At 52.0% G+C, this 17,450-nt stretch carries 21 protein-coding genes; 16 read left to right on the forward strand and 5 right to left on the reverse strand.

Features of this window, described 5'->3' with window-relative positions:
* Positions 1–51: 51 nt before the first annotated feature.
* Positions 52–681: a DUF1450 domain-containing protein gene (locus tag CIG75_RS09030; protein ID WP_193791338.1), complete on the forward strand. Its 630-nt coding sequence runs from the start codon at positions 52–54 to the stop codon at positions 679–681.
* 96 nt (positions 682–777) lie between these two features.
* The gene (locus CIG75_RS09035) at positions 778–2,277 is read left to right on the forward strand and encodes a leucyl aminopeptidase (RefSeq protein ID WP_157729466.1); all 1,500 of its coding nucleotides are present in this window, start codon (positions 778–780) and stop codon (positions 2,275–2,277) included.
* A gap of 40 nt (positions 2,278–2,317) precedes the next feature.
* Here the strand turns inward: CIG75_RS09035 and CIG75_RS09040 are convergent, their stop codons facing one another.
* Positions 2,318–3,196, reverse strand: a complete 879-nt coding sequence (locus CIG75_RS09040; protein WP_227874390.1) for a HoxN/HupN/NixA family nickel/cobalt transporter — start codon at positions 3,194–3,196, stop codon at positions 2,318–2,320.
* Between the two features lie 104 nt (positions 3,197–3,300).
* Here CIG75_RS09040 and CIG75_RS09045 point away from each other — a divergent pair, with 104 nt between their 5' ends.
* The 3 genes from CIG75_RS09045 (at position 3,301) to CIG75_RS09055 (ending at position 6,966) form a co-directional block, all read left to right on the forward strand.
* On the forward strand, positions 3,301–4,065 hold the full coding sequence (locus CIG75_RS09045) for a S1C family serine protease (protein WP_094236357.1): 765 nt from the start codon (positions 3,301–3,303) through the stop codon (positions 4,063–4,065).
* 143 nt (positions 4,066–4,208) lie between these two features.
* The gene (locus CIG75_RS09050; protein WP_094236358.1) at positions 4,209–5,597 is read left to right on the forward strand and encodes a TldD/PmbA family protein; all 1,389 of its coding nucleotides are present in this window, start codon (positions 4,209–4,211) and stop codon (positions 5,595–5,597) included.
* Positions 5,598–5,604: 7 nt separating this feature from the next.
* Positions 5,605–6,966 carry a TldD/PmbA family protein gene (locus CIG75_RS09055; protein WP_094236359.1) on the forward strand — a complete coding sequence of 454 codons (1,362 nt, stop codon included), beginning with the start codon at positions 5,605–5,607 and terminating at the stop codon, positions 6,964–6,966.
* A 12-nt stretch (positions 6,967–6,978) separates the two neighbouring features.
* Here the strand turns inward: CIG75_RS09055 and CIG75_RS09060 are convergent, their stop codons facing one another.
* Positions 6,979–8,214: an MFS transporter gene (locus tag CIG75_RS09060; protein WP_094236360.1), complete on the reverse strand. Its 1,236-nt coding sequence runs from the start codon at positions 8,212–8,214 to the stop codon at positions 6,979–6,981.
* Between the two features lie 223 nt (positions 8,215–8,437).
* Here CIG75_RS09060 and CIG75_RS09065 point away from each other — a divergent pair, with 223 nt between their 5' ends.
* Both CIG75_RS09065 and CIG75_RS20680 read left to right on the forward strand, forming a co-directional pair.
* Entirely contained in the window at positions 8,438–9,232 is a 795-nt protein-coding gene (locus CIG75_RS09065) for a hypothetical protein (protein WP_094236361.1), read from the forward strand.
* 12 nt (positions 9,233–9,244) lie between these two features.
* Positions 9,245–9,403 (forward strand): hypothetical protein, encoded by a 159-nt coding sequence (locus CIG75_RS20680; protein WP_157729467.1) that lies wholly within the window; start codon positions 9,245–9,247, stop codon positions 9,401–9,403.
* A gap of 102 nt (positions 9,404–9,505) precedes the next feature.
* Here the strand turns inward: CIG75_RS20680 and CIG75_RS09070 are convergent, their stop codons facing one another.
* Positions 9,506–9,967 carry a hypothetical protein gene (locus CIG75_RS09070; RefSeq protein ID WP_157729468.1) on the reverse strand — a complete coding sequence of 154 codons (462 nt, stop codon included), beginning with the start codon at positions 9,965–9,967 and terminating at the stop codon, positions 9,506–9,508.
* Between the two features lie 333 nt (positions 9,968–10,300).
* Between CIG75_RS09070 and nth the strand changes: the two genes are divergently transcribed.
* A complete protein-coding gene (gene nth / locus CIG75_RS09075) occupies positions 10,301–10,972 on the forward strand; it encodes an endonuclease III (protein WP_094236363.1) in 672 nt (223 codons plus the stop codon).
* 3 nt (positions 10,973–10,975) lie between these two features.
* On the opposite strand, the gene CIG75_RS09080 is transcribed toward nth, so the two are convergent.
* The gene (locus CIG75_RS09080; RefSeq protein ID WP_094236364.1) at positions 10,976–11,647 is read right to left on the reverse strand and encodes a TRM11 family SAM-dependent methyltransferase; all 672 of its coding nucleotides are present in this window, start codon (positions 11,645–11,647) and stop codon (positions 10,976–10,978) included.
* A 231-nt stretch (positions 11,648–11,878) separates the two neighbouring features.
* Between CIG75_RS09080 and CIG75_RS09085 the strand changes: the two genes are divergently transcribed.
* From CIG75_RS09085 to CIG75_RS09105, 5 genes are all read left to right on the forward strand, one after another.
* Positions 11,879–12,235, forward strand: a complete 357-nt coding sequence (locus CIG75_RS09085) for a Lin0512 family protein (RefSeq protein WP_094236365.1) — start codon at positions 11,879–11,881, stop codon at positions 12,233–12,235.
* 157 nt (positions 12,236–12,392) lie between these two features.
* Positions 12,393–13,103, forward strand: a complete 711-nt coding sequence (locus CIG75_RS09090; RefSeq protein WP_094236366.1) for a C40 family peptidase — start codon at positions 12,393–12,395, stop codon at positions 13,101–13,103.
* Positions 13,104–13,192: 89 nt separating this feature from the next.
* Positions 13,193–14,128 (forward strand): cysteine synthase A, encoded by a 936-nt coding sequence (gene cysK, locus CIG75_RS09095; protein ID WP_094236367.1) that lies wholly within the window; start codon positions 13,193–13,195, stop codon positions 14,126–14,128.
* 1 nt (position 14,129) lies between these two features.
* Entirely contained in the window at positions 14,130–14,471 is a 342-nt protein-coding gene (locus tag CIG75_RS09100; RefSeq protein WP_094236368.1) for a rhodanese-like domain-containing protein, read from the forward strand.
* Complete coding sequence (locus CIG75_RS09105) at positions 14,471–15,244, forward strand: SDR family NAD(P)-dependent oxidoreductase (RefSeq protein WP_094236369.1); 774 nt, start codon at positions 14,471–14,473, stop codon at positions 15,242–15,244. The genes CIG75_RS09100 and CIG75_RS09105 overlap by 1 nt, the downstream gene beginning before the upstream one ends.
* Before the next feature lie 35 nt (positions 15,245–15,279).
* Here CIG75_RS09105 and CIG75_RS09110 read toward each other — a convergent pair whose 3' ends face one another.
* Positions 15,280–15,660 carry a hypothetical protein gene (locus CIG75_RS09110; RefSeq protein ID WP_094236370.1) on the reverse strand — a complete coding sequence of 127 codons (381 nt, stop codon included), beginning with the start codon at positions 15,658–15,660 and terminating at the stop codon, positions 15,280–15,282.
* Between the two features lie 151 nt (positions 15,661–15,811).
* On the opposite strand from CIG75_RS09110, the gene CIG75_RS09115 reads away from it, so the two are divergent.
* The 3 genes from CIG75_RS09115 to CIG75_RS09125 all read left to right on the forward strand — a co-directional run bounded on the left by CIG75_RS09115 (position 15,812) and on the right by CIG75_RS09125 (position 17,236).
* Positions 15,812–16,012 carry a cold-shock protein gene (locus CIG75_RS09115; RefSeq protein ID WP_094236371.1) on the forward strand — a complete coding sequence of 67 codons (201 nt, stop codon included), beginning with the start codon at positions 15,812–15,814 and terminating at the stop codon, positions 16,010–16,012.
* A 138-nt stretch (positions 16,013–16,150) separates the two neighbouring features.
* Positions 16,151–16,762, forward strand: a complete 612-nt coding sequence (locus CIG75_RS09120; RefSeq protein ID WP_157729470.1) for a YkoP family protein — start codon at positions 16,151–16,153, stop codon at positions 16,760–16,762.
* A 12-nt stretch (positions 16,763–16,774) separates the two neighbouring features.
* Positions 16,775–17,236 (forward strand): hypothetical protein, encoded by a 462-nt coding sequence (locus CIG75_RS09125; protein ID WP_094236373.1) that lies wholly within the window; start codon positions 16,775–16,777, stop codon positions 17,234–17,236.
* The last annotated feature ends 214 nt before the right edge of the window (positions 17,237–17,450 follow it).

Raw genomic sequence — 17,450 nt, forward strand, 5'->3', positions numbered from 1 at the left:
TAAAATAAAGAAGTCGTTGCGTTAAGTTTTTTTCTAAAGGAGATGTCTGTCGTGGCTTCATCTGTGAAATGGGTGTTCTGTAAGCAAAACCTTGAGAAGCATTCCCAGCGAGTTTACGATGCGTTGCTCTCTAAATATCCGGAAGAAAAAGTAGACATTAAGGATTGTGCAGGTGCAGACCTGTGCTCTTTGTGCTTGGATGTGCCGTTTGTGCTTCGCAACGGTTCGATCTTGCATGCGAAGGATGAGCGCGACCTGTACTTTAAAATTGACAGCTCGATGCAGTTCCTGAGCCGTGAGCGACTCGTTCCGCTCCCACCGGCGCCGCCGGCAGCAGAAAAAGACGCAGCTGCCAAACCAGCTGCTGCGAAGCCTGCCGCTGCACCAAAAGCTGAAGCACCAAAAGCTGATGCGCCAAAAGCTGAAGCACCGAAGGCTGAAGCACCAAAAGCTGAAGCACCGAAGGCTGAAGCACCAAAAGCTGAAGCACCGAAAGCTGAAGCACCGAAAGCTGAAGCCCCGAAAGCTGAAGCTCCGAAGGCTGAAGCTCCGAAGGCTGAAGCACCAAAAGCTGAAGCCCCGAAAGCTGAAGCTCCGAAAGCTGATGCACCGAAAGCTGATGCACCGAAAGCTGATGCAGCTGCGGAGACGAAAGCGGACGAAACGCCTAAATTGGACTAAGATTCACCGACCAGAATTGGTCGGTTCTTTTTCTTCATGCATCTACATAAGTAATAGGTTAGCCAAACTAATTAATTTGAAGGGAGAATGAATATCGTGAACATTAATCTCCAACTGCAATCTGTTGTGAATGTGGAAGCTGACGTTCTTGTTGTCAGTCTATTTGAAGGGGTGACCGAACTAAGCGGTGCAATTGGCGCTGTCAATGAAGCACTGGGTGGTCAAATCACCGCTCTGATCGAAACGGGCGACCTGACGGGTAAGTTCAAACAAACCCGCCTCCTCTACAGCTTTGGCAAATTGAATGCGAAGCGCGTCTTGATCGTAGGGCTAGGCGAAGCAGTCGAGTTTTCCAGCAACCGTGCTCGTTCCATCGCTGCGATCGCTGCGAAGTCGGCACGGGAGTTGGGCGCTTCCACTTTGGCGACGATCGTCCACGGTGCGGGACATGGTGATCTTCAGGTTGAACAGGCTGCACAAGTGCTGGCAGAAGGCACTTTGCTCGGTCTTTACCAGGTGAAAAACCTCAAGAAACATCAAGCTGTTGCGAAACTGACCGATTTGATCGTCGTCGAATCGGCGGAAGCAAACCAAGCGGAAATTGCAAAGGGGCTGGAAATTGGCCAGATCTATGCGCAAGGCACCAACTTTGCTCGTGACCTGATTAATGAACCGGCAAACATCTTGACCCCGACCCGTCTTGCCGAACTGGCGACCGATGTGGCTGTGAAAACGGGCATGGGCATCACGGTGCTCGGCGAAGCGGAAATGCGAGATCTCGGCATGAACGCGCTCCTCTCCATCGGCCAAGGCAGTGACGAGGAATCGAAATTGATCGTGCTGTCTTACTACGGCAACCCAGACTCGGAAGAAGTTCTCGGTCTCGTCGGTAAAGGCGTCACCTTTGACACCGGTGGTTACTCATTGAAACCGATGGCAGGCATGGAAAACATGAAGACGGACATGGGTGGCGCAGGTGCTGTCATCGGTGCGATGCAGGCGATCGGACAACTGAAGCCGAAAGCGAACGTCGTAGCGGTGATCGGTGCGGCAGAAAACATGATCTCCGGCAATGCGATCAAGCCTGGCGACGTGGTGGTGGCGATGAACGGCAAGTCGATCGAAATTGTCAACACCGATGCAGAAGGCCGCGTCGTGCTGGCCGATGCGCTGACCTATGCGATCGAGAAGTGCAAGGTGAGCAAGGTGGTCAACGCCGCCACGCTGACCGGTGCGATCTCCATCGCGCTGGGCCGCAAATTGTGCGGGATGTTCTCAAATGACTCCGATTTCGCGTCGGAAGTTAAAGATGCATTCCACAGCTCCGGTGAGCGGGTCTGGGAAATGCCGCTGGTCGAAGAATACCAAGCGGCTTATAGCTCCAACGTTGCCGATATGAAAAACTCCGGCGGACGTGACGGCGGTTCGATCACGGCCGCACTGATCTTGCGCGAGTTTGTCGATAATACCCCGTGGGTACATCTGGACATCGCGGGTGTGGCGCGCGACCAAGAGGGCGGCGGTGACCTCAATCCGAAAGGCGCTACCGGTTTCGGCGTGCGCACGATGATCGAATTGGCGCTGGCCCAAAAGTAATTTGGCATAAAAAACCCCGACGTTGTGGTCGGGGTTTTTTTTATCCGAAAAGACTAAGTTTGGAGATCGATTCATAGGTGACGAGGAAGCCGATCAGCACGATGATACCGGCACTGAGCGTCGCCATCACCTCGCCAAAGCGACGGCGTTCAAGGAAGCGGACTTTGTGTTCCGCCTTCAGCAACAGAATGCCGAGCAGCGACAAAGCCAGCGCTCCGCCGATCGAAAAGGCCACTACTAGCCCGACGCCAAGACTGACCTGTCCTGCCGAAATTGCGGCGAGCAACATGACGAGCGCGCTCGGACAAGGGATGAGTCCAGTCAGAACTCCAATCGTCAACAAGCGGCGGATGGAACGTTCCTGTGTGGCGACGACTGCCAACGCCCCCGAAGAGTCATGTCTGTGCCCGTGGTGGTGATCATGTGTATGGTGGTCATGCGCATGGCTGTGCAAATGGTGGTCATGAGAATGGTCATGCGTGAGTCCGTGGTTCCCTACCGCTAGCTCTGAGATGTGATGAACGTGCCCGTGGCTGCAGACATACGTTTCCTGTGCATCGCTCCCGAGCCGCCCGAGCGAGACAACAGGTGGGTACAGGCGCAAAAAGACCATGCGCAAGCCGATCACAGTGATCACCGCGCCCGAGAGCAGACCGAGCCATGCTTCAATCTGTTCAGGGAGCCAGAACTGTAAGGCGGTTGTGGTGACAAATGCCAGAAACAAGATGGAGAGCGTATGCGAGATGGCCGAAGTAAAACCGAGAAAAACCGCGTCGCGAAGCCTGGCCCGCGAGGAAATCAGATAGGCGGTCATCACCCCTTTGCCGTGACCTGGCTCCAAGGAATGCAGCGCGCCAAGGCCGAGGGCCATCAGGATGGCAACAAAAAGATTCAAATGGGTCACCTCCGTTACTGACAAGGCTTGTCATCCTATATCTATGCGAGACATGCGCCCTTTTTGCTATCGGGGACAGACTTAGGCGAACCGAGTGTGAGGGCAAGCACATAGGATGATGTTACGAGGTGAGTGGAGTGAAAAAGCGCGTACCGAAAAGTGGCTATCACTCGGCGTCAGGTCGTCGCCGCACAACATCAAAGCTCGCGTTCCCAAACTTTGTGAATATTGCAAATCGATTTAAAGATGCAGTCGTGAATATCGAGGTCGTCAAACGTGAGCGACAAAGCAACAGTTCTCGCCGCCGCGATTCGATCGGGCGATCGGATGATGATTTGCGCAGGACGACGAACATCGGGACGGGATTCTTTTTTGACAAGCGAGGATACATCCTGACGAACGAGCATGTGATTCACAGTGCTGACGAAGTGTATGTTCGCTTTTTTGACGAGGAAGATGATGTTCTGGCCGAGGTGATCGGCTCCTCCTATGAACTCGACCTAGCAGTCTTGAAAGTCAAGCCTCCAAAAAGCTTACGTACGCTACCTTTTGGCGCATCAAAGAACATCCAAGTCGGTGAATGGGTGGTAGCGATCGGTTGTCCACTCGGCTTAGACCACAGCGTCACCGTCGGAATCATCTCCGCCAAGGAGCGCCCAATCACGATCGGCGACCGCAAGTATGCTCGCCTGATCCAAACGGATGCCGCGATCAACCGTGGCAACAGCGGCGGTCCGCTGATCAACATGCGCGGTGAAGTGATCGGTATGAACACTGCCGTCAGCGCCTCTTCGCAAGGCATCGGCTTTGCGATTTCGGTCGATGTGATCAAAGACGCGATCGATGACCTGATGGATGGGGTGCCGAAACGAAAACTCAAGCGTAGGAAATAGTGAAAACCACCTGTCATGGGTGGTTTTTGTTTGTACCGCCGTGTTGGAGTCTTTTCTTCGGCTCACGAAAATTTTCGGGCAATAAGTCTGACTTTTGTGTTACGATTACAAGATAAACCAAAAGGTAACGAGGGGGTACACACATGCTGTCTCAAGCTTTGATCGAAGACGTACTGGCAGCGGCTCTGGAGACCGGAGGCGATTTTGCCGATGTGTTCGTGGAAGATAAGACGATTACGACGATCCACATGATTGGAGGCAGCGTCGAGTCCGCTTTATCTGGCCGAGATTATGGCATCGGAATTCGTGTGATTTCCGGTCTGTTTGCCGTTTATGCGTATACGAATGATCTTCGTCGCGAGAACTTATTGAAAGTGGCTCGCTCAGCAGCGCAGGCGATTCGGGGAACGAAGCGTGACATCACGCTCGATCTGCGGGTAACCACGTTGCAATCGGCCCACCCGGTTCTGATTGTGCCAAGCTCAGTGAGCAAAGCGCAGAAAGTGGAAGCGATGCGCCGCGCACATGTGGCGGCGACCGCATATGATCCGGTCATCTCCCAGACTTCCGTTTCGTACAAAGATGAAGACCAAAAGGTGCTTATCGCCAATTCCGAAGGTCTGTTCACCGAAGACCGCCGGACCCGCACCCGGCTGTTCATCGAAGCGGTTGCAACTATTGGCAATGACAAATCGGTCGGTACCGCGACACCGGGTGCGCAAAGCGGTTATGAGTTTATCGAGAACTTGAACATCGAAGAGCAAGCCCGCATTGCTGCACATACGGCCAAAACGATGGTCAATGCCGAATTTGCGCCGAGCGGCAAGATTCCGGTCATCATCGACAATGAATTTGGCGGCGTTATTTTTCATGAAGCGTGTGGTCATGGTTTGGAATCGACTTCAGTTGCGAAAAAAATATCTGTCTTCTCCGACAAACTCGGGGAACAGGTCGCCTCTCCACTTGTCACCGCCATTGACGACGGTACCATTCAGAACGCTTGGGGCTCTTCGACAATCGATGATGAGGGCACACCGACTCAGCGCAACCTGCTGATCGAAAACGGGATTCTCAAAGGCTATCTGATCGACAAGTTGGGCGCTAAGCGCATGGGCATGAAGTCTACCGGTTCGGCTCGCCGCGAGTCGTACAAGTTTGCTCCGGCTTCGCGCATGAACAACACCTACATCGCAGCGGGCAACTCCACGCCCGAAGAGATCATCGCCAACACTGAGTATGCGCTCTATGCGAAATATCTCGGCGGCGGATCGGTCAACACGGCGACAGGCGACTTTAACTTTGTTGTTCGCGAAGGCTACATTGTCAAGAATGGCAAGATCGAGAAGCCAGTGCGCGGCGCAACCTTGATCGGCAAAGGCATGGACGTGTTACAAAAGATCGACATGGTCGGCAAAAACTTAGGCTTTGGCCAAGGAATGTGCGGCTCGATCTCTGGCAGTATCCCGGCCGATGTCGGTCAACCGATGATTCGCGTGGCGGAGCTTACGGTCGGCGGACGGAAAGGGGAGTGACGGAGCGATGACGATGGAACTCAGTCAGTTGAAACAGTACGTGTTTGAAAAAGGGCGCGAGTACGGTTTTTCCGAAATGGAGATTTATTATCAAGCGGACCGCGCTTCCACGGTGCGAATTTTTAAAGGAGACATCGATTCCTTCAACACGATTGAACGAGCGGGCCTGTCGTTTCGCGGCGAATACCAAGGCAAGATGGGTAGCGCGTTCACCGAAAAACTCGATGAAGAATCGATTGACCAACTGTTACTGGCGGCACGGGAAAACGCAGAAGTGACGCAAAGCGACGAGATTGCGGAGCTTTATGAAGGTTCTGCGCATTATCAGGAGGTAGCTAAATTCTCCGAGGAACTGTTTAACACCGATGCATCCACGCTGATCCAAACAGCGCTTGAGATGGAAAAAGCAGGATTGGCAGCCGACCCGCGCATCGAATTGCTGAACACCTGCGTGCTGGTCAACAGCAACAATGAAATCATGATCGTCAACACAAAAGGTCTTGATTGCCGCTCGGCCAGCACGACGGCCGTCTGCCAAGTCTCTGCGCTGGCGAAAGCTGACGGTGCAGTGGCGACCGCATACGATTCCGATTTCAGTTCGTCAAGCCTTGCCGATCTGAACGTGAAGATTTTTGGTGATCGGGTCGGCCGCGACTCGGCCGAGAAACTGGGTGGCCAGACGGTCGATTCGGATGATTATGAGGTCATCTTCCGCAACAATGCGATCGCGACGCTGTTGCAAACCTACTCGCCGATCTTCTCTGGCTCCAATGCGGAAAAAGGGCTTTCGGTGCTCCAAGGCCGCCTTGGGGAAGCTGTTGCAGGGAGCAACATCACGATGGTTGACGACGCGCATCTGCCAGGGGCGCCGGGCAATACGCCCTTCGACTCGGAAGGGGTTGCGACAGGGCGTACGAACGTGATTGATAACGGGAAGCTGGTCTCCTTCCTGCACAACTTGAAAAGTGCGAAAAAGGCGGGTGTCGCTTCGACTGGTAACGCTTTTAAAGCGGGTTACCGAGGCGATTTGACCACGCTACCGAACAACTTGTATATCGAACCGGGCAATCAATCGCTTGACGATTTGATTGCAGGTACGAAGCGAGGGATCATGATCATTGAGTTGCAAGGGTTGCACTCGGGCACCGATCTGATCTCGGGCGAGTTTTCACTCTCCGCCCTCGGTCACTACATCGAGGACGGTAAAATTGTCCGCCCAGTCAATCTGATCACAGTCTCGGGCAACATCCTCCAACTGCTGCAAAACGTGGAAGCCCTCGGCAACGACTTGCGTTTCCAAGGCGTCGGACGCGGGGCCTGCGGCGCACCTTCGTTGAAGATCAAATCACTTTCCATTTCTGGGAAATAAAAAGAACGGACCTCAGGTCCGTTCTTTTTTCTGTGTTCGTGCATACAAGATGAAGGCGAAAAGCGGGAGCGCCAGCACAGCAACCATGACGAGTAACAGGTTGCTGAAACTGGTATGGTCGTAGAGCAGTCCACCCAATAACGGACCAAGCATGCGTCCAACAGTGGCCGCACTGCCGATCAGCCCTTGTAAAAATCCGGCCCTTGATGGCGGAGACAGTTGCGAGACGGCGGCTGGAACGCCCGGCCAGAGCAACATTTCTCCAAATGTCAGGATCACCATGCCGGCCAGATAGATCGCAAAGTTGTTGGCCGTTAGCAACAGCGAGAAACTGAGGAAAAACAAAGCGATGCCAAGGTACATCTGAGAGGATAAGGATTTGAAGAACTTTACGGTATAGGAAAGCAAAGGCTGCCCGACGAAAATCAACACACCGTTCAGCGTCCACAGCATGCTGTACATGGAAAGACTGATGCCATTGGCTTGCATGTGAACTGCAATTGAAGTCTGCCATTGCACATAAACTAACCAAGCGACCAGCAAGCCAACAAATAAGGACATGACTGGCAGCCAAGGAATTTTCGGTTCCGTCCGAAGACGGGTAGCTGCCATCTCTTGGGCAGAGGTGCTTTGCCCCACCTGTGCGGCGACCGTGTCAGCAGTCGCGGGGCGATCATGAATTTTAAAAAGTACAAAAATGGCAAAGATGACAAAAGTGATCGCAGCTGAGAAAAAGGCCAGTTTAAAAGAATAGGATGCGACCAATCCACCCGCTGCTGTACCTGCTGCCACGCCGAGGTTATTGGCGACGTAGATGAAGTTAAACGCACGCCGTCCTCCTTCCGGCCATGATTTGGCCGCCAAGGCGTTCATAGCGGGAAAGACGAGGGAAGCGGATAAACCGTACAAGAACATCACAGCTACATACAGTGGCCACGAGTCAAAAAATCCGATCAAACTCATCAGGACGGAAGAACTGAACAGTCCGAGCAACAGCACGGGACGTCCGCCGATCTTATCAAACAACGTTCCACCTGTCAGCTGACCGATCGATGCACCTGCCGAGTGCAATAAGAGTACGATGCCAGCGACGGTGAGCGGACGACCCAATTCGTCGTGAATGTAGATCGAGTTCAACGGCCAGATAAAGGACAACCCAGCCACATTTAAAAACGCACCGAATGCGAGAAACCATAAAATTTTGGGGTAGGTGTTCAGCGCGCCACGAAGGCGGGTCATCATGCCCATGCAAAATCATCTCCAAATCTTTCGACTATGACGTGCCTATTCTATCAAACAAGTGTTGAAGCGACAATAGAGATGGATTGTATTCAAGAATCCCAAAATGGGGTGGGATGCACTATTCTTTATGAAGCTGTCAGGATGTCTTATACTCGATTGCTCTTGCTTTGACTTTTCTTTATAGTGGAGACAGAATGGACGGTCAGAGCTAACTCAGGAGGGGAATTGCATGCAAAGGTGGCTGGAGCGGGCACGCGAAGCGGTGTGGCCGATGTGGAGTTATGAAGAGATGATCCAAATCAAATTGCTCTTCCTCGATTATTTAGGTAAGTCGTTTGAGATCGGACAATTGGAAGAGAGCGTGCGGCTTGCGGAGCATCTGGAGGCATTCGGCGGTGAGGAGCAAGCGATGTTGTTTGCCACTGGAAACATGGTCAGCGCACCGCAAGCGGCGCTGGGAAATGCGGCGATTCATGATGCACCACTGTTGTTTCCGACGGTGCTGGCGGCGATTGAGCTGCAAAATAAAGGTGGCAAAGAGTTGACTGCAGCGCTTGGCGCAGGGCTGGAAGCTGCGCATCGCTTGGGCGATCATCCGCAAGCGCAATTGCTGGGTGCGTTACTTGGAGTCGCCAACGCATTCGAACTGGATGAAGATGGTTGGCAGATTCTGCTCGGTGCCGTATTGAACAACCGAAATTTTAATGCTTCCTCAGGGATGGCGCGTGCGTTGCTTGCACACGATCTGATCGTCGCAGGGGCGCTGGCACGTGATGAATGGAGCGACATGATGACCGAGAGAGGCGAGGTACCGGTAGAATGGTTGCAAGCGTTGCAGCTGGAATCTGAGGAGTCAGGTCTGAACAGCTTTCTCAATGCGATCGATCTGAACACAGATGAGATCGTCGCCACGTTCCGCGCAAGGTCTGCGGGCAAGATTCCCGCTCCACATATTGAATATTATATCGACGCGGTGATGGGGCTGGAGGATATCTGTTGTGTCCCGCTCTTCTATAGAAGGTAAGAGGACGAGCTTGTGCTTGATGTGTTCTACGAGGCACTAGGAGTTCAGGGCTTGGAGCACAAGGCTGGAGATATTGGCAGGGGAAATAAGCTGGAGCGATCACGTGGCAATAAATGGAAAATTATCGTTTCGGCGTTACTAACTATCGAACAACTACCAGAAGCAGTTTAGTTCGAGATGTTGCGACAGGCTCCCTTTGTTTATGGGCAAAGAGTGCAGATGAAGCGGTGAGCAGAAAAAGAGCAGGCTGCTAAAAGAGCCTGCTCTTGTTTGTTAGTTTTGCTCAGATTCTGCTGGGGCGCTGGCTAAGAGGTCTTCAGAAAATCCGTGTTCGCGCATGTTCTCCACCAACTCTGGCACCTTGTCTGTATGGCAGACGATGCTTTTGCTTGGCGAGACGCCAATGACGAGCGTGATCTCTTGATAAGTAATCAATGCGAGCACCGCTTCTAAGAACGCTTCGCTAACCCCTACAACGCGCCATTCCGGGTCGGATTCGCGGATTGCACTTTCACATTCGCGTGCAATCTCTTCGGTTGGAAACAGTGGAACGACCATACCTTGGCGCCCAAAAGAGAGCGTGACACCCGGATAGGCAAAAATTTCTCCGAGGTTTCGTTCACCTTCAAATTTCATCAGAGTATAAAAAGGTTCGCCTGCCGATCCGAGATTCGGTTGATGTTCCTCCCACAACTTGCGCATCGAATCGATCTGTTCCTGGGTCATAGTTGTCATGATGAACCTCCTTTTCGGAATTTTATATCTTTTGTACTCTTTATTATAGATTATTTTCTATTTAAAGCAAATGGGTAGGACGCCTGTTTTTGGCGATCTTCGTACAGTGGCCGTTCCGAGTGCTTTTACACGACATAAAATGAAGAAAAGTCGTGCAAAAGAGGTGTCAGTGATGGAAGTACCCGATTGCTTACGCAAACATCGGCAAAAGATGCAGTGGAGCTTAGGTGTGCTCTGGTCGGTTGGCATGGGTGTCCTGTTTCTCGTCCACTATCTTTAAAAAGGAATCGCGGTACTCTTGTCGAAGGAGGAGACCGGGAGGATCGAGCGACGATGAAGAAAGCAGACATACCTATTATGATCGGGCATCTGAAAGAGCTGTACCCGGATGCTCATTGTGAACTATTGTACAACAATCCATTCGAACTGTTAATTGCGGTGCTACTGTCTGCGCAATGTACGGACAAACTGGTCAACCAGGTGACGCCAGGGCTGTTTGCAAAATACCCGAAACCGGAAGACTTTCTGAGCTTGAGCCAAGCGGAGATGGAAGACGAGATCAGACGGATCGGGTTGTTTCGCAACAAGGCGAAAAACATTTTGGAAACATGCCGTAGACTGGTTGTAGAACAGGGTGGACAAGTACCTAATGACTACGATTATCTAGTTGGGTTACCAGGAGTGGGGCGCAAAACTGCCAATGTGGTACTGAGCACAGCGTTTGGTGTACCGGCCATCGCGGTAGATACTCATGTTGATCGACTGTCACACCGCTTGGGTCTGACCAAAGCGACCAGCGTGTTGCAGACGGAGCTTGACCTGATGAAGAAGCTTCCGAAAGCAGAGTGGACGTTCACGCATCATGCGCTGATACTACATGGGAGACGTGTGTGCACGGCCAGAAGTCCGAAGTGTGGGCTCTGCTCATTGCAGAGTATCTGTGATTTGCATCAGAAAGAAGCGAAGAAAGTGGCGAAGCAAACCCGAAAGCAGGCTGAAGCATAGGTCTTAGCGGTGTTGTTTCGCCGCTTTTTGTTTTTTCTGGAAGATAAACAGATATTCATGTTTGTGTAACGAAAAGGGTAACTTGTAGGCAGGTGTGCGGGAGTCGTAGATGTCTTTTACGGAGAAACCGCGGGAGAGAAAGCGATGGATGAACTGAAAGCCGAGCGGTATCATGCGGCCGCTTTCTTTGATGTCACCGATGAGCAGCGCGCAGATGCCGTCTGCCTGTAACACGGTGTACAACTCAGCCGCTACCTGTTCGATCGACAGCAGAAAGTCGCGGGAAGGGAGCAGGGACAGATCGTCCGGATTGTGTGAAGAAAAACGGTACGTGCTGCCGTAGGGTGGCTGGGTGACCACAAGATTGACCGATTCTTCAGGGATCAGGGCGCTAAGCTTGCGGGCGTCTCCGCAGAGCAGGGTGGGGGATTCATTCTCTGCGAAGACTTCCATGCGCCGCAATGCTCGATCGAGCATGTGTTGATTGCAATCGATGCCGATCGCCTTTCGTCCCATCATCAGCGACTCGAACACAGTGCCGCCTGTGCCGACAAAAGCGTCGAGCACCGTATCGCCAGGACGTGAGAAAGAATTGATTAGAAAACGAACCAAAGTGGGGGAAAAGGAGAGAGCGAAGGCTTCGGCTTCCTCCCGCCCGGATGGGGGGCATTCCACTCAGGACAGAGCAGATCGAGCTGTGCACCTTGGAAAACCTCATGTGAACGAATGGGGGATTGGTTCAAAATTGCGGGAGTTGCCATAAACCTTCACTCCTTTCAAAGTCTCTGTAAGTAGATTGTACTATGAAAGGATTGATTTGACAAGAACGTATGTTCTGTTTTGTTTACGATGCACATTTTCTATATGATCATAGTTGGATAAGAACGCCAAGAAAGGGGAATTGTTATGAACGTGGTCTTTATTGAAATCGGAATGGGAGTTGACCTGCATGGGCAGGACGCTACATCGGCTGCTGTGCGCGCCTGCAAAAATGCGATCGGTACCAACTCGATGCCGGGCATTCGCAACATCCTGCCAGATGGTGACATCAACAACATGAAGGTGCGGGTGAAACTCGGTGTTCCCGTTCCGGCCGAGCAAGTGGACATTGAAAAGGTAAAAGCGACATTTCCTTATGGACAGGTTTCGCTGGAGATCGTACCAGGCGGTTTGATCTGTTCGAGCGGCGTCGTGCTGCCGGACAAGGGAGATGTCAATGACGAAGTGATCGTCGTCAACGCGGCTGTCGAGGTCGGGTACTAACACCCGCGAATCAGCCGTGGATTTTGCTGTGGACAGGTTTTGTTTCTAAAAGGTGGATGAACCTACATAGGTTGAACAAAGAAGATCACTCTGCTACAGGGTGATCTTCCTTTTTTCTCGAGGTTATGATGGAGAATGCAACTATGGAAGGAGTCAGATGATGAACAGGAGTCAGCATTGGTTTTCCGTTTGGCTTTGCACGATGCTCCTCTGCGTGCTCGCGCTCTCTAGACCGCAGGGCAGCGTCACCGCGCTGGCAACAGGAATGCCCACACTGCATATGGCCGAAACAGAGCATGCGCTGGTCCTACGCACTGAGCAAGGACAGTTCTCCGTTACGTATTGGAGTGCAAAAGGAATCGGGTATGAAGAACTGCGCGCGGAAAATCAAAAGCTCAAGGAGCAAAAACGACTCGAGCATAGCCAACAGACCGTGATGAAAAGTCTGCTTGCCTCGCGCTCCATCCATCTTGCCCAATATGCCAAATGGGTCAAAGCTCAAGAAAGGCTCCGCGTTGCCCACGATGCATTGCGTTTTGTCGGGACCCCTTACGTTTGGGGCGGCACGACACCAGATGGATTTGACTGTTCAGGATTCACACAATATGTCTATGCCCAGCATGGCGTGGACGTGCCGCGCAATTCGTATGACCAGTACGATATGGGAAAACAGGTGCAACAGCAGGAGCTCGAACCGGGCGATCTCGTCTTTTTCACCACCTATGCACCTGGTCCTTCTCATCTGGGCATCTATGTTGGCGAAGGGAAATTTGTTCATGCGCTCAACAATCACACAGGTGTGATCACTTCTATGCTCGACAATGAATATTATAGAAACCGCTTCTTAGGCGCGAAGCGCGTCATCTGAGCGCGCAGACCGTAGTTAGATTGACAGGCAGGGAAAAACATGCCACGATTAACACAAATGCCTGAATCATTCATCAGGAGTTGGGGCCGATGAAACTCGTACATAATATGGCAGAACTGATAGGTGAAACACCGGTGGTCAAGCTGTCTCGTCTCTGTGAAGATGGGATGGCCGATGTGTATGTCAAACTGGAGATGTTCAATCCGAGCCGCAGTGTGAAAGACCGTGCGGCGTTCAATATGATCGCAGAGGCTGAACAGGCCGGTCTCTTGCGTGAAGGCTCGACGATCATCGAGCCGACGAGCGGCAACACGGGAATTGGACTCGCGATGGTGGCAGCTGCCAAAGGGTACCGTGCGATCCTGGTCATGCCGGACACGGCCACTAAGGAGCGCATCTCCATTCTCCAGGCATATGGTGCACAAGTTGTGTTGACACCGGGAGCAGAGCGAATGAGCGGGGCTGTGAACAAGGCAGAGCAGCTCGCAGCGGAGATTCCGAACAGTTTCATCCCGATGCAGTTTGAGAATCAGGCCAATCCGAATGCACACCGCGGGACGACCGCGCGTGAAATCTATCTACAGATGGATGGAAAGCTCGATGCCTTTGTTGCGACTGCCGGAACGGGCGGCACGATCACCGGAACGGGCGAAACGCTAAAAGCCATGATTCCAGGGATTAAGATCTATGTGGTGGAACCGGAGTCTTCGGCTGTGTTGTCGGGCGAACCGCCGGGCCCGCACAAGATTGTAGGCACGTCCCCTGGCTTTGTACCACCCATTTTAAATCGCAACGTATATGATGAAATTTTTCGTATCTCCTGTCAGGATGCACAGGAGATCACACGCAATCTGGCGCGACAAGAAGGTATACTCGTCGGCACGTCAGCAGGCGCTGCCGTTCATACCGCGCTTGCGGTAGCTCGGAGGCTTGGTCCGGGCAAACGGGTGTTGTGCATCGCGCCTGACACGGGAGAGCGTTATCTGTCGAGTGATCTGTTTTGCAAGGTAAAGGAGGAAATGTAAGATGGCAAAGGAAATTGACGGCATCCGCCAAATGGACGCTGCTGAATTGCAAGAGTTGATCGCCAAGCTCGAGCAAGGCAAGGTCAAGCTGATCGACGTTCGTGAACCGCACGAGTATACAGCGGGACATATCCCGGGCGTACCGCTGATTCCGATGAACTATATTCCGGGCAAGATGACCGAATTGAACAAAGAGGATGAATATGTGTTCATCTGCCGTAGCGGCAATCGCAGCCAGCAAGTGGCTCGTTATCTGAAGATGAACGGGTATGACAAAGTGATCAACTTCTACGGAGGTATGCTTTCTTGGGCTGGCCCAACGAAGCAAGGGATGGAAGAATAATGCTGATGCTACAGAATCAGATCGTCTTGATCACCGGTGCCTCCAGCGGTATCGGGCGAGACGCAGCACTATTGTTTGCGAAGCACGGCGCTTTGCCCGTGCTGACTGCACGTTCGATCGACAAACTAGAAGCGTTGTCGGCGGAGATCAAGCAGCTCTATAATATCGAGGCACCTTTTTACGCGCTCGATGTCACCGACGGGGAACAAGTAGAGCGAGTGGTTGCAGAGGTGTTGCGGCGCTTTACCCGCATTGATCTCTTGTTGAACAGCTCGGGCTACGGCCTATTTATCCCGACCGATGAGATCGCGATGGAAGAGGTCGAAGGCATGATGAATGTCAATTACTTCGGCCTTGTTCGCGTGACCAAAGCGGTGTTGCCTTCCATGCAAAAGCGAAACAGCGGTCATATCATCAACCTCGCCTCGATCGCCTCCTTTATGGCTGGAAAGAAACATGGTGCATATGCGGCGACCAAACATGCGGTGATGGGCTTCTCCGACGCGTTGCGCTATGAACTGCACGGCACGGGGGTTACATTATCTACAATCAACCCCGGCCCAGTCGAGACGCCCTTCTTCGACCGAGCCGATCGGAAGAGCGTCCCGAAGCTCGTCCGCTTCTTAACATCTGAGGAAGTGGCAGCGACGGTATTGAAAGCGGCGGTCCAAAAAAAGCCGCTCTATCTGATGCCAAAATCGGCTGGTATTCCGGTCAAACTTCGCCATCTGTTCCCTCGCCTGTACGACTGGGCGATGAGCATTGTCAAATAAAAACAGCTCCCTCCATAGCGGAGGGAGCTGTTTTTTTACTGGACGAAATGGTTATACGAATTGCCGGGCAGGAAGAACGGTTCTAAAAAGAAGAATTGGCGCGGTGAGCCGTTATAGATGGCATGAAGGATCGGTAGCATGTCATCGACGTGCAGATCGAAGCGCTCCTCATACTGAAGCGTAACATCGTTCAACTGTACTTGGTGATTGCGGTAGATCACACTTTCTTCGAGCTCTTTGTACGGGAACTTCTGCACTGCCGCTCGCAGGAAGTTGTGTCTGGAATCGGCGGTGAACAGCGTGAAATGTCCCTGTTCGTCGAGAAACAGTACACCTTCCGGTTTGTAGTAGTAATCGTCAGGCTCTTCAACGTTTATAAGATAAACATTGGTGATGCGCGTAGGTTTTTTTCTCATTGTGGACTCGCTCCCGTTTGGATCATTAATTGAATTTATCCTGTTTTGGATGATTGACTTCGAATTTCAGACAAGGTAAAATATTACACAAAGGTAAGGTTGAAACGACTAGTCTTGCCTTTATCTTTAATGTACCGTTAGGAGGATTTCCATGCAAGGTAAAGTGAAATGGTTCAACGCTGAAAAAGGCTACGGTTTCATCGAATGTGATGATGAAGGCGGCGACGTATTCGTTCATTTTTCCGCGATTCAATCTGAAGGCTTCAAAACACTCGAAGAAGGTCAACCGGTAACTTTTGACATTGTCGAAGGCGCTCGTGGCCCGCAAGCATCAAACGTTATTAAGCAGTAATAAACTGCGAACGAATCCTCTGGGAACCCATTCCCAGGGGATTTTTGTTTTTTTCAAGTGTGGACGCGTCCAGCATACACTTGATATGTGAGGCCCATACTAGGTAGGCATACTTTAACAGCTTTGTAAGGGGAGACCATGATGAACCGAATCGAGTTGACCCTGTGGAAATGGGGGGACGTCCTGTACCGAATGATCAGACGGTTCGACTATGAGGACCGACAGGGGAAAAATATTTTTCGCATCCGTGTGCGCCCTTACTCAGGGCCTGCGATCCACCTGCCGGGCGGAGAAGCGATACAAAGCGGTGACTGGGTTGGCTTCTTGCACTTTTATAATCTTCGTCTTCAACAAATCCTACATGGCGTCACGTCCGATAACCGCAGAGGCATGATCGTACTGCGGGAAACGCAGCGCTCGCTGCCGGAATTGGTCGAGTTTGTGCGCAAACATCCGTGCGGTGAACGAATCAAAGCGCTGATCGGCATCACGCTGTTAAACCGTGGGGTGGAGCCGCTTGGCTTTACGGTGCAAAGCGTACCAGAAACGAGTTGGTTTCGCTTTAAGGCGTGGTACATGCGGCTGATGATACGATTCTGCCATCCAGATGGCAAACGGCGAGTCAAACATCAAGGAAAAGATCTGCCCCTCAAATGCGTGCTGATTCCGGTGGAAGATTTGATTCGGAGGTATGGGCAAGTCTCATCCACAACTGTCATAGACATAGAGAAGGGAACATCTAAATTGTGAGGGACGATTGAGGTGAAGTCTTTGAAAGCTTGGGTGGTCGCCGGCATCATCGCTGCGTTTGCGTATGGAGTGTACAGCATCCCGTTGAAATATTTAAGTTCAGACAAATATCTCAAAGCACCCCTGGAATTGATCGCGATGGGACTCGCCCTCGGCGTTGTCGTCACGGCGGCTGGATTTGCTTGGCTGCGCGGCGGAGTGGCGATCACGAGTGGCCCTTATCTGTGGACGCATCTCCTGATCGGGGCGGCAGCAGGCTCAGTTTGGTTGATTGGCACGCTGACGGTGACCGGAGCATTTCGCGACCCGGCGACCAATGTGGCGCAACTGATTCCGCTGGTCAACGCCAACACGTTGGTGGCTGTCGTCCTCGGTTTGATCTTTTTTCAGGAATTGGCCAATGGCGTCGAACTAGGCCGGATCGTGATCGGTGGCAGTTTGATTATGGTAGGCGGTTACATCTTGAGCGCCTAATCTTATCGAATATGTCTGAAAATTACATCTACAGTGAAATGTGAAACCCCTTCCCTTTGTGATCCGTCTATACTTGGGCAGGGGTTTTTCTGTGGACAGAAAAACGGCTGGCGCTACGAAAAGAAGTAAGAGGTACGAAAAGAAGTGAGAGCGATGAGGTTGAACGCTTTATTTTGCGGTCAGAGAGACGGAAATCGCGATTCTTGTACGGGAA

This window comes from Tumebacillus algifaecis (assembly GCF_002243515.1).
Classification (GTDB): domain Bacteria; phylum Bacillota; class Bacilli; order Tumebacillales; family Tumebacillaceae; genus Tumebacillus_A; species Tumebacillus_A algifaecis.

What these genes read in the sequence shown, in the direction of transcription:
- CIG75_RS09055 (WP_094236359.1), top strand. Translation starts at nt 5,605, where the DNA reads ATGACGATGGAACTCAGTCAGTTGAAACAGTACGTGTTTGAAAAAGGG.
- cysK (WP_094236367.1), top strand. Translation starts at nt 13,193, where the DNA reads ATGAAACTCGTACATAATATGGCAGAACTGATAGGTGAAACACCGGTG.
- CIG75_RS09110 (WP_094236370.1), bottom strand. Translation starts at nt 15,660, where the DNA reads ATGAGAAAAAAACCTACGCGCATCACCAATGTTTATCTTATAAACGTT.
- CIG75_RS09050 (WP_094236358.1), top strand. Translation starts at nt 4,209, where the DNA reads ATGCTGTCTCAAGCTTTGATCGAAGACGTACTGGCAGCGGCTCTGGAG.
- CIG75_RS09115 (WP_094236371.1), top strand. Translation starts at nt 15,812, where the DNA reads ATGCAAGGTAAAGTGAAATGGTTCAACGCTGAAAAAGGCTACGGTTTC.
- CIG75_RS09120 (WP_157729470.1), top strand. Translation starts at nt 16,151, where the DNA reads ATGATGAACCGAATCGAGTTGACCCTGTGGAAATGGGGGGACGTCCTG.
- CIG75_RS09070 (WP_157729468.1), bottom strand. Translation starts at nt 9,967, where the DNA reads ATGACAACTATGACCCAGGAACAGATCGATTCGATGCGCAAGTTGTGG.
- CIG75_RS09100 (WP_094236368.1), top strand. Translation starts at nt 14,130, where the DNA reads ATGGCAAAGGAAATTGACGGCATCCGCCAAATGGACGCTGCTGAATTG.
- nth (WP_094236363.1), top strand. Translation starts at nt 10,301, where the DNA reads ATGAAGAAAGCAGACATACCTATTATGATCGGGCATCTGAAAGAGCTG.
- CIG75_RS09105 (WP_094236369.1), top strand. Translation starts at nt 14,471, where the DNA reads ATGCTGATGCTACAGAATCAGATCGTCTTGATCACCGGTGCCTCCAGC.
- CIG75_RS09085 (WP_094236365.1), top strand. Translation starts at nt 11,879, where the DNA reads ATGAACGTGGTCTTTATTGAAATCGGAATGGGAGTTGACCTGCATGGG.
- CIG75_RS09065 (WP_094236361.1), top strand. Translation starts at nt 8,438, where the DNA reads ATGCAAAGGTGGCTGGAGCGGGCACGCGAAGCGGTGTGGCCGATGTGG.
- CIG75_RS09090 (WP_094236366.1), top strand. Translation starts at nt 12,393, where the DNA reads ATGATGAACAGGAGTCAGCATTGGTTTTCCGTTTGGCTTTGCACGATG.
- CIG75_RS09060 (WP_094236360.1), bottom strand. Translation starts at nt 8,214, where the DNA reads ATGGGCATGATGACCCGCCTTCGTGGCGCGCTGAACACCTACCCCAAA.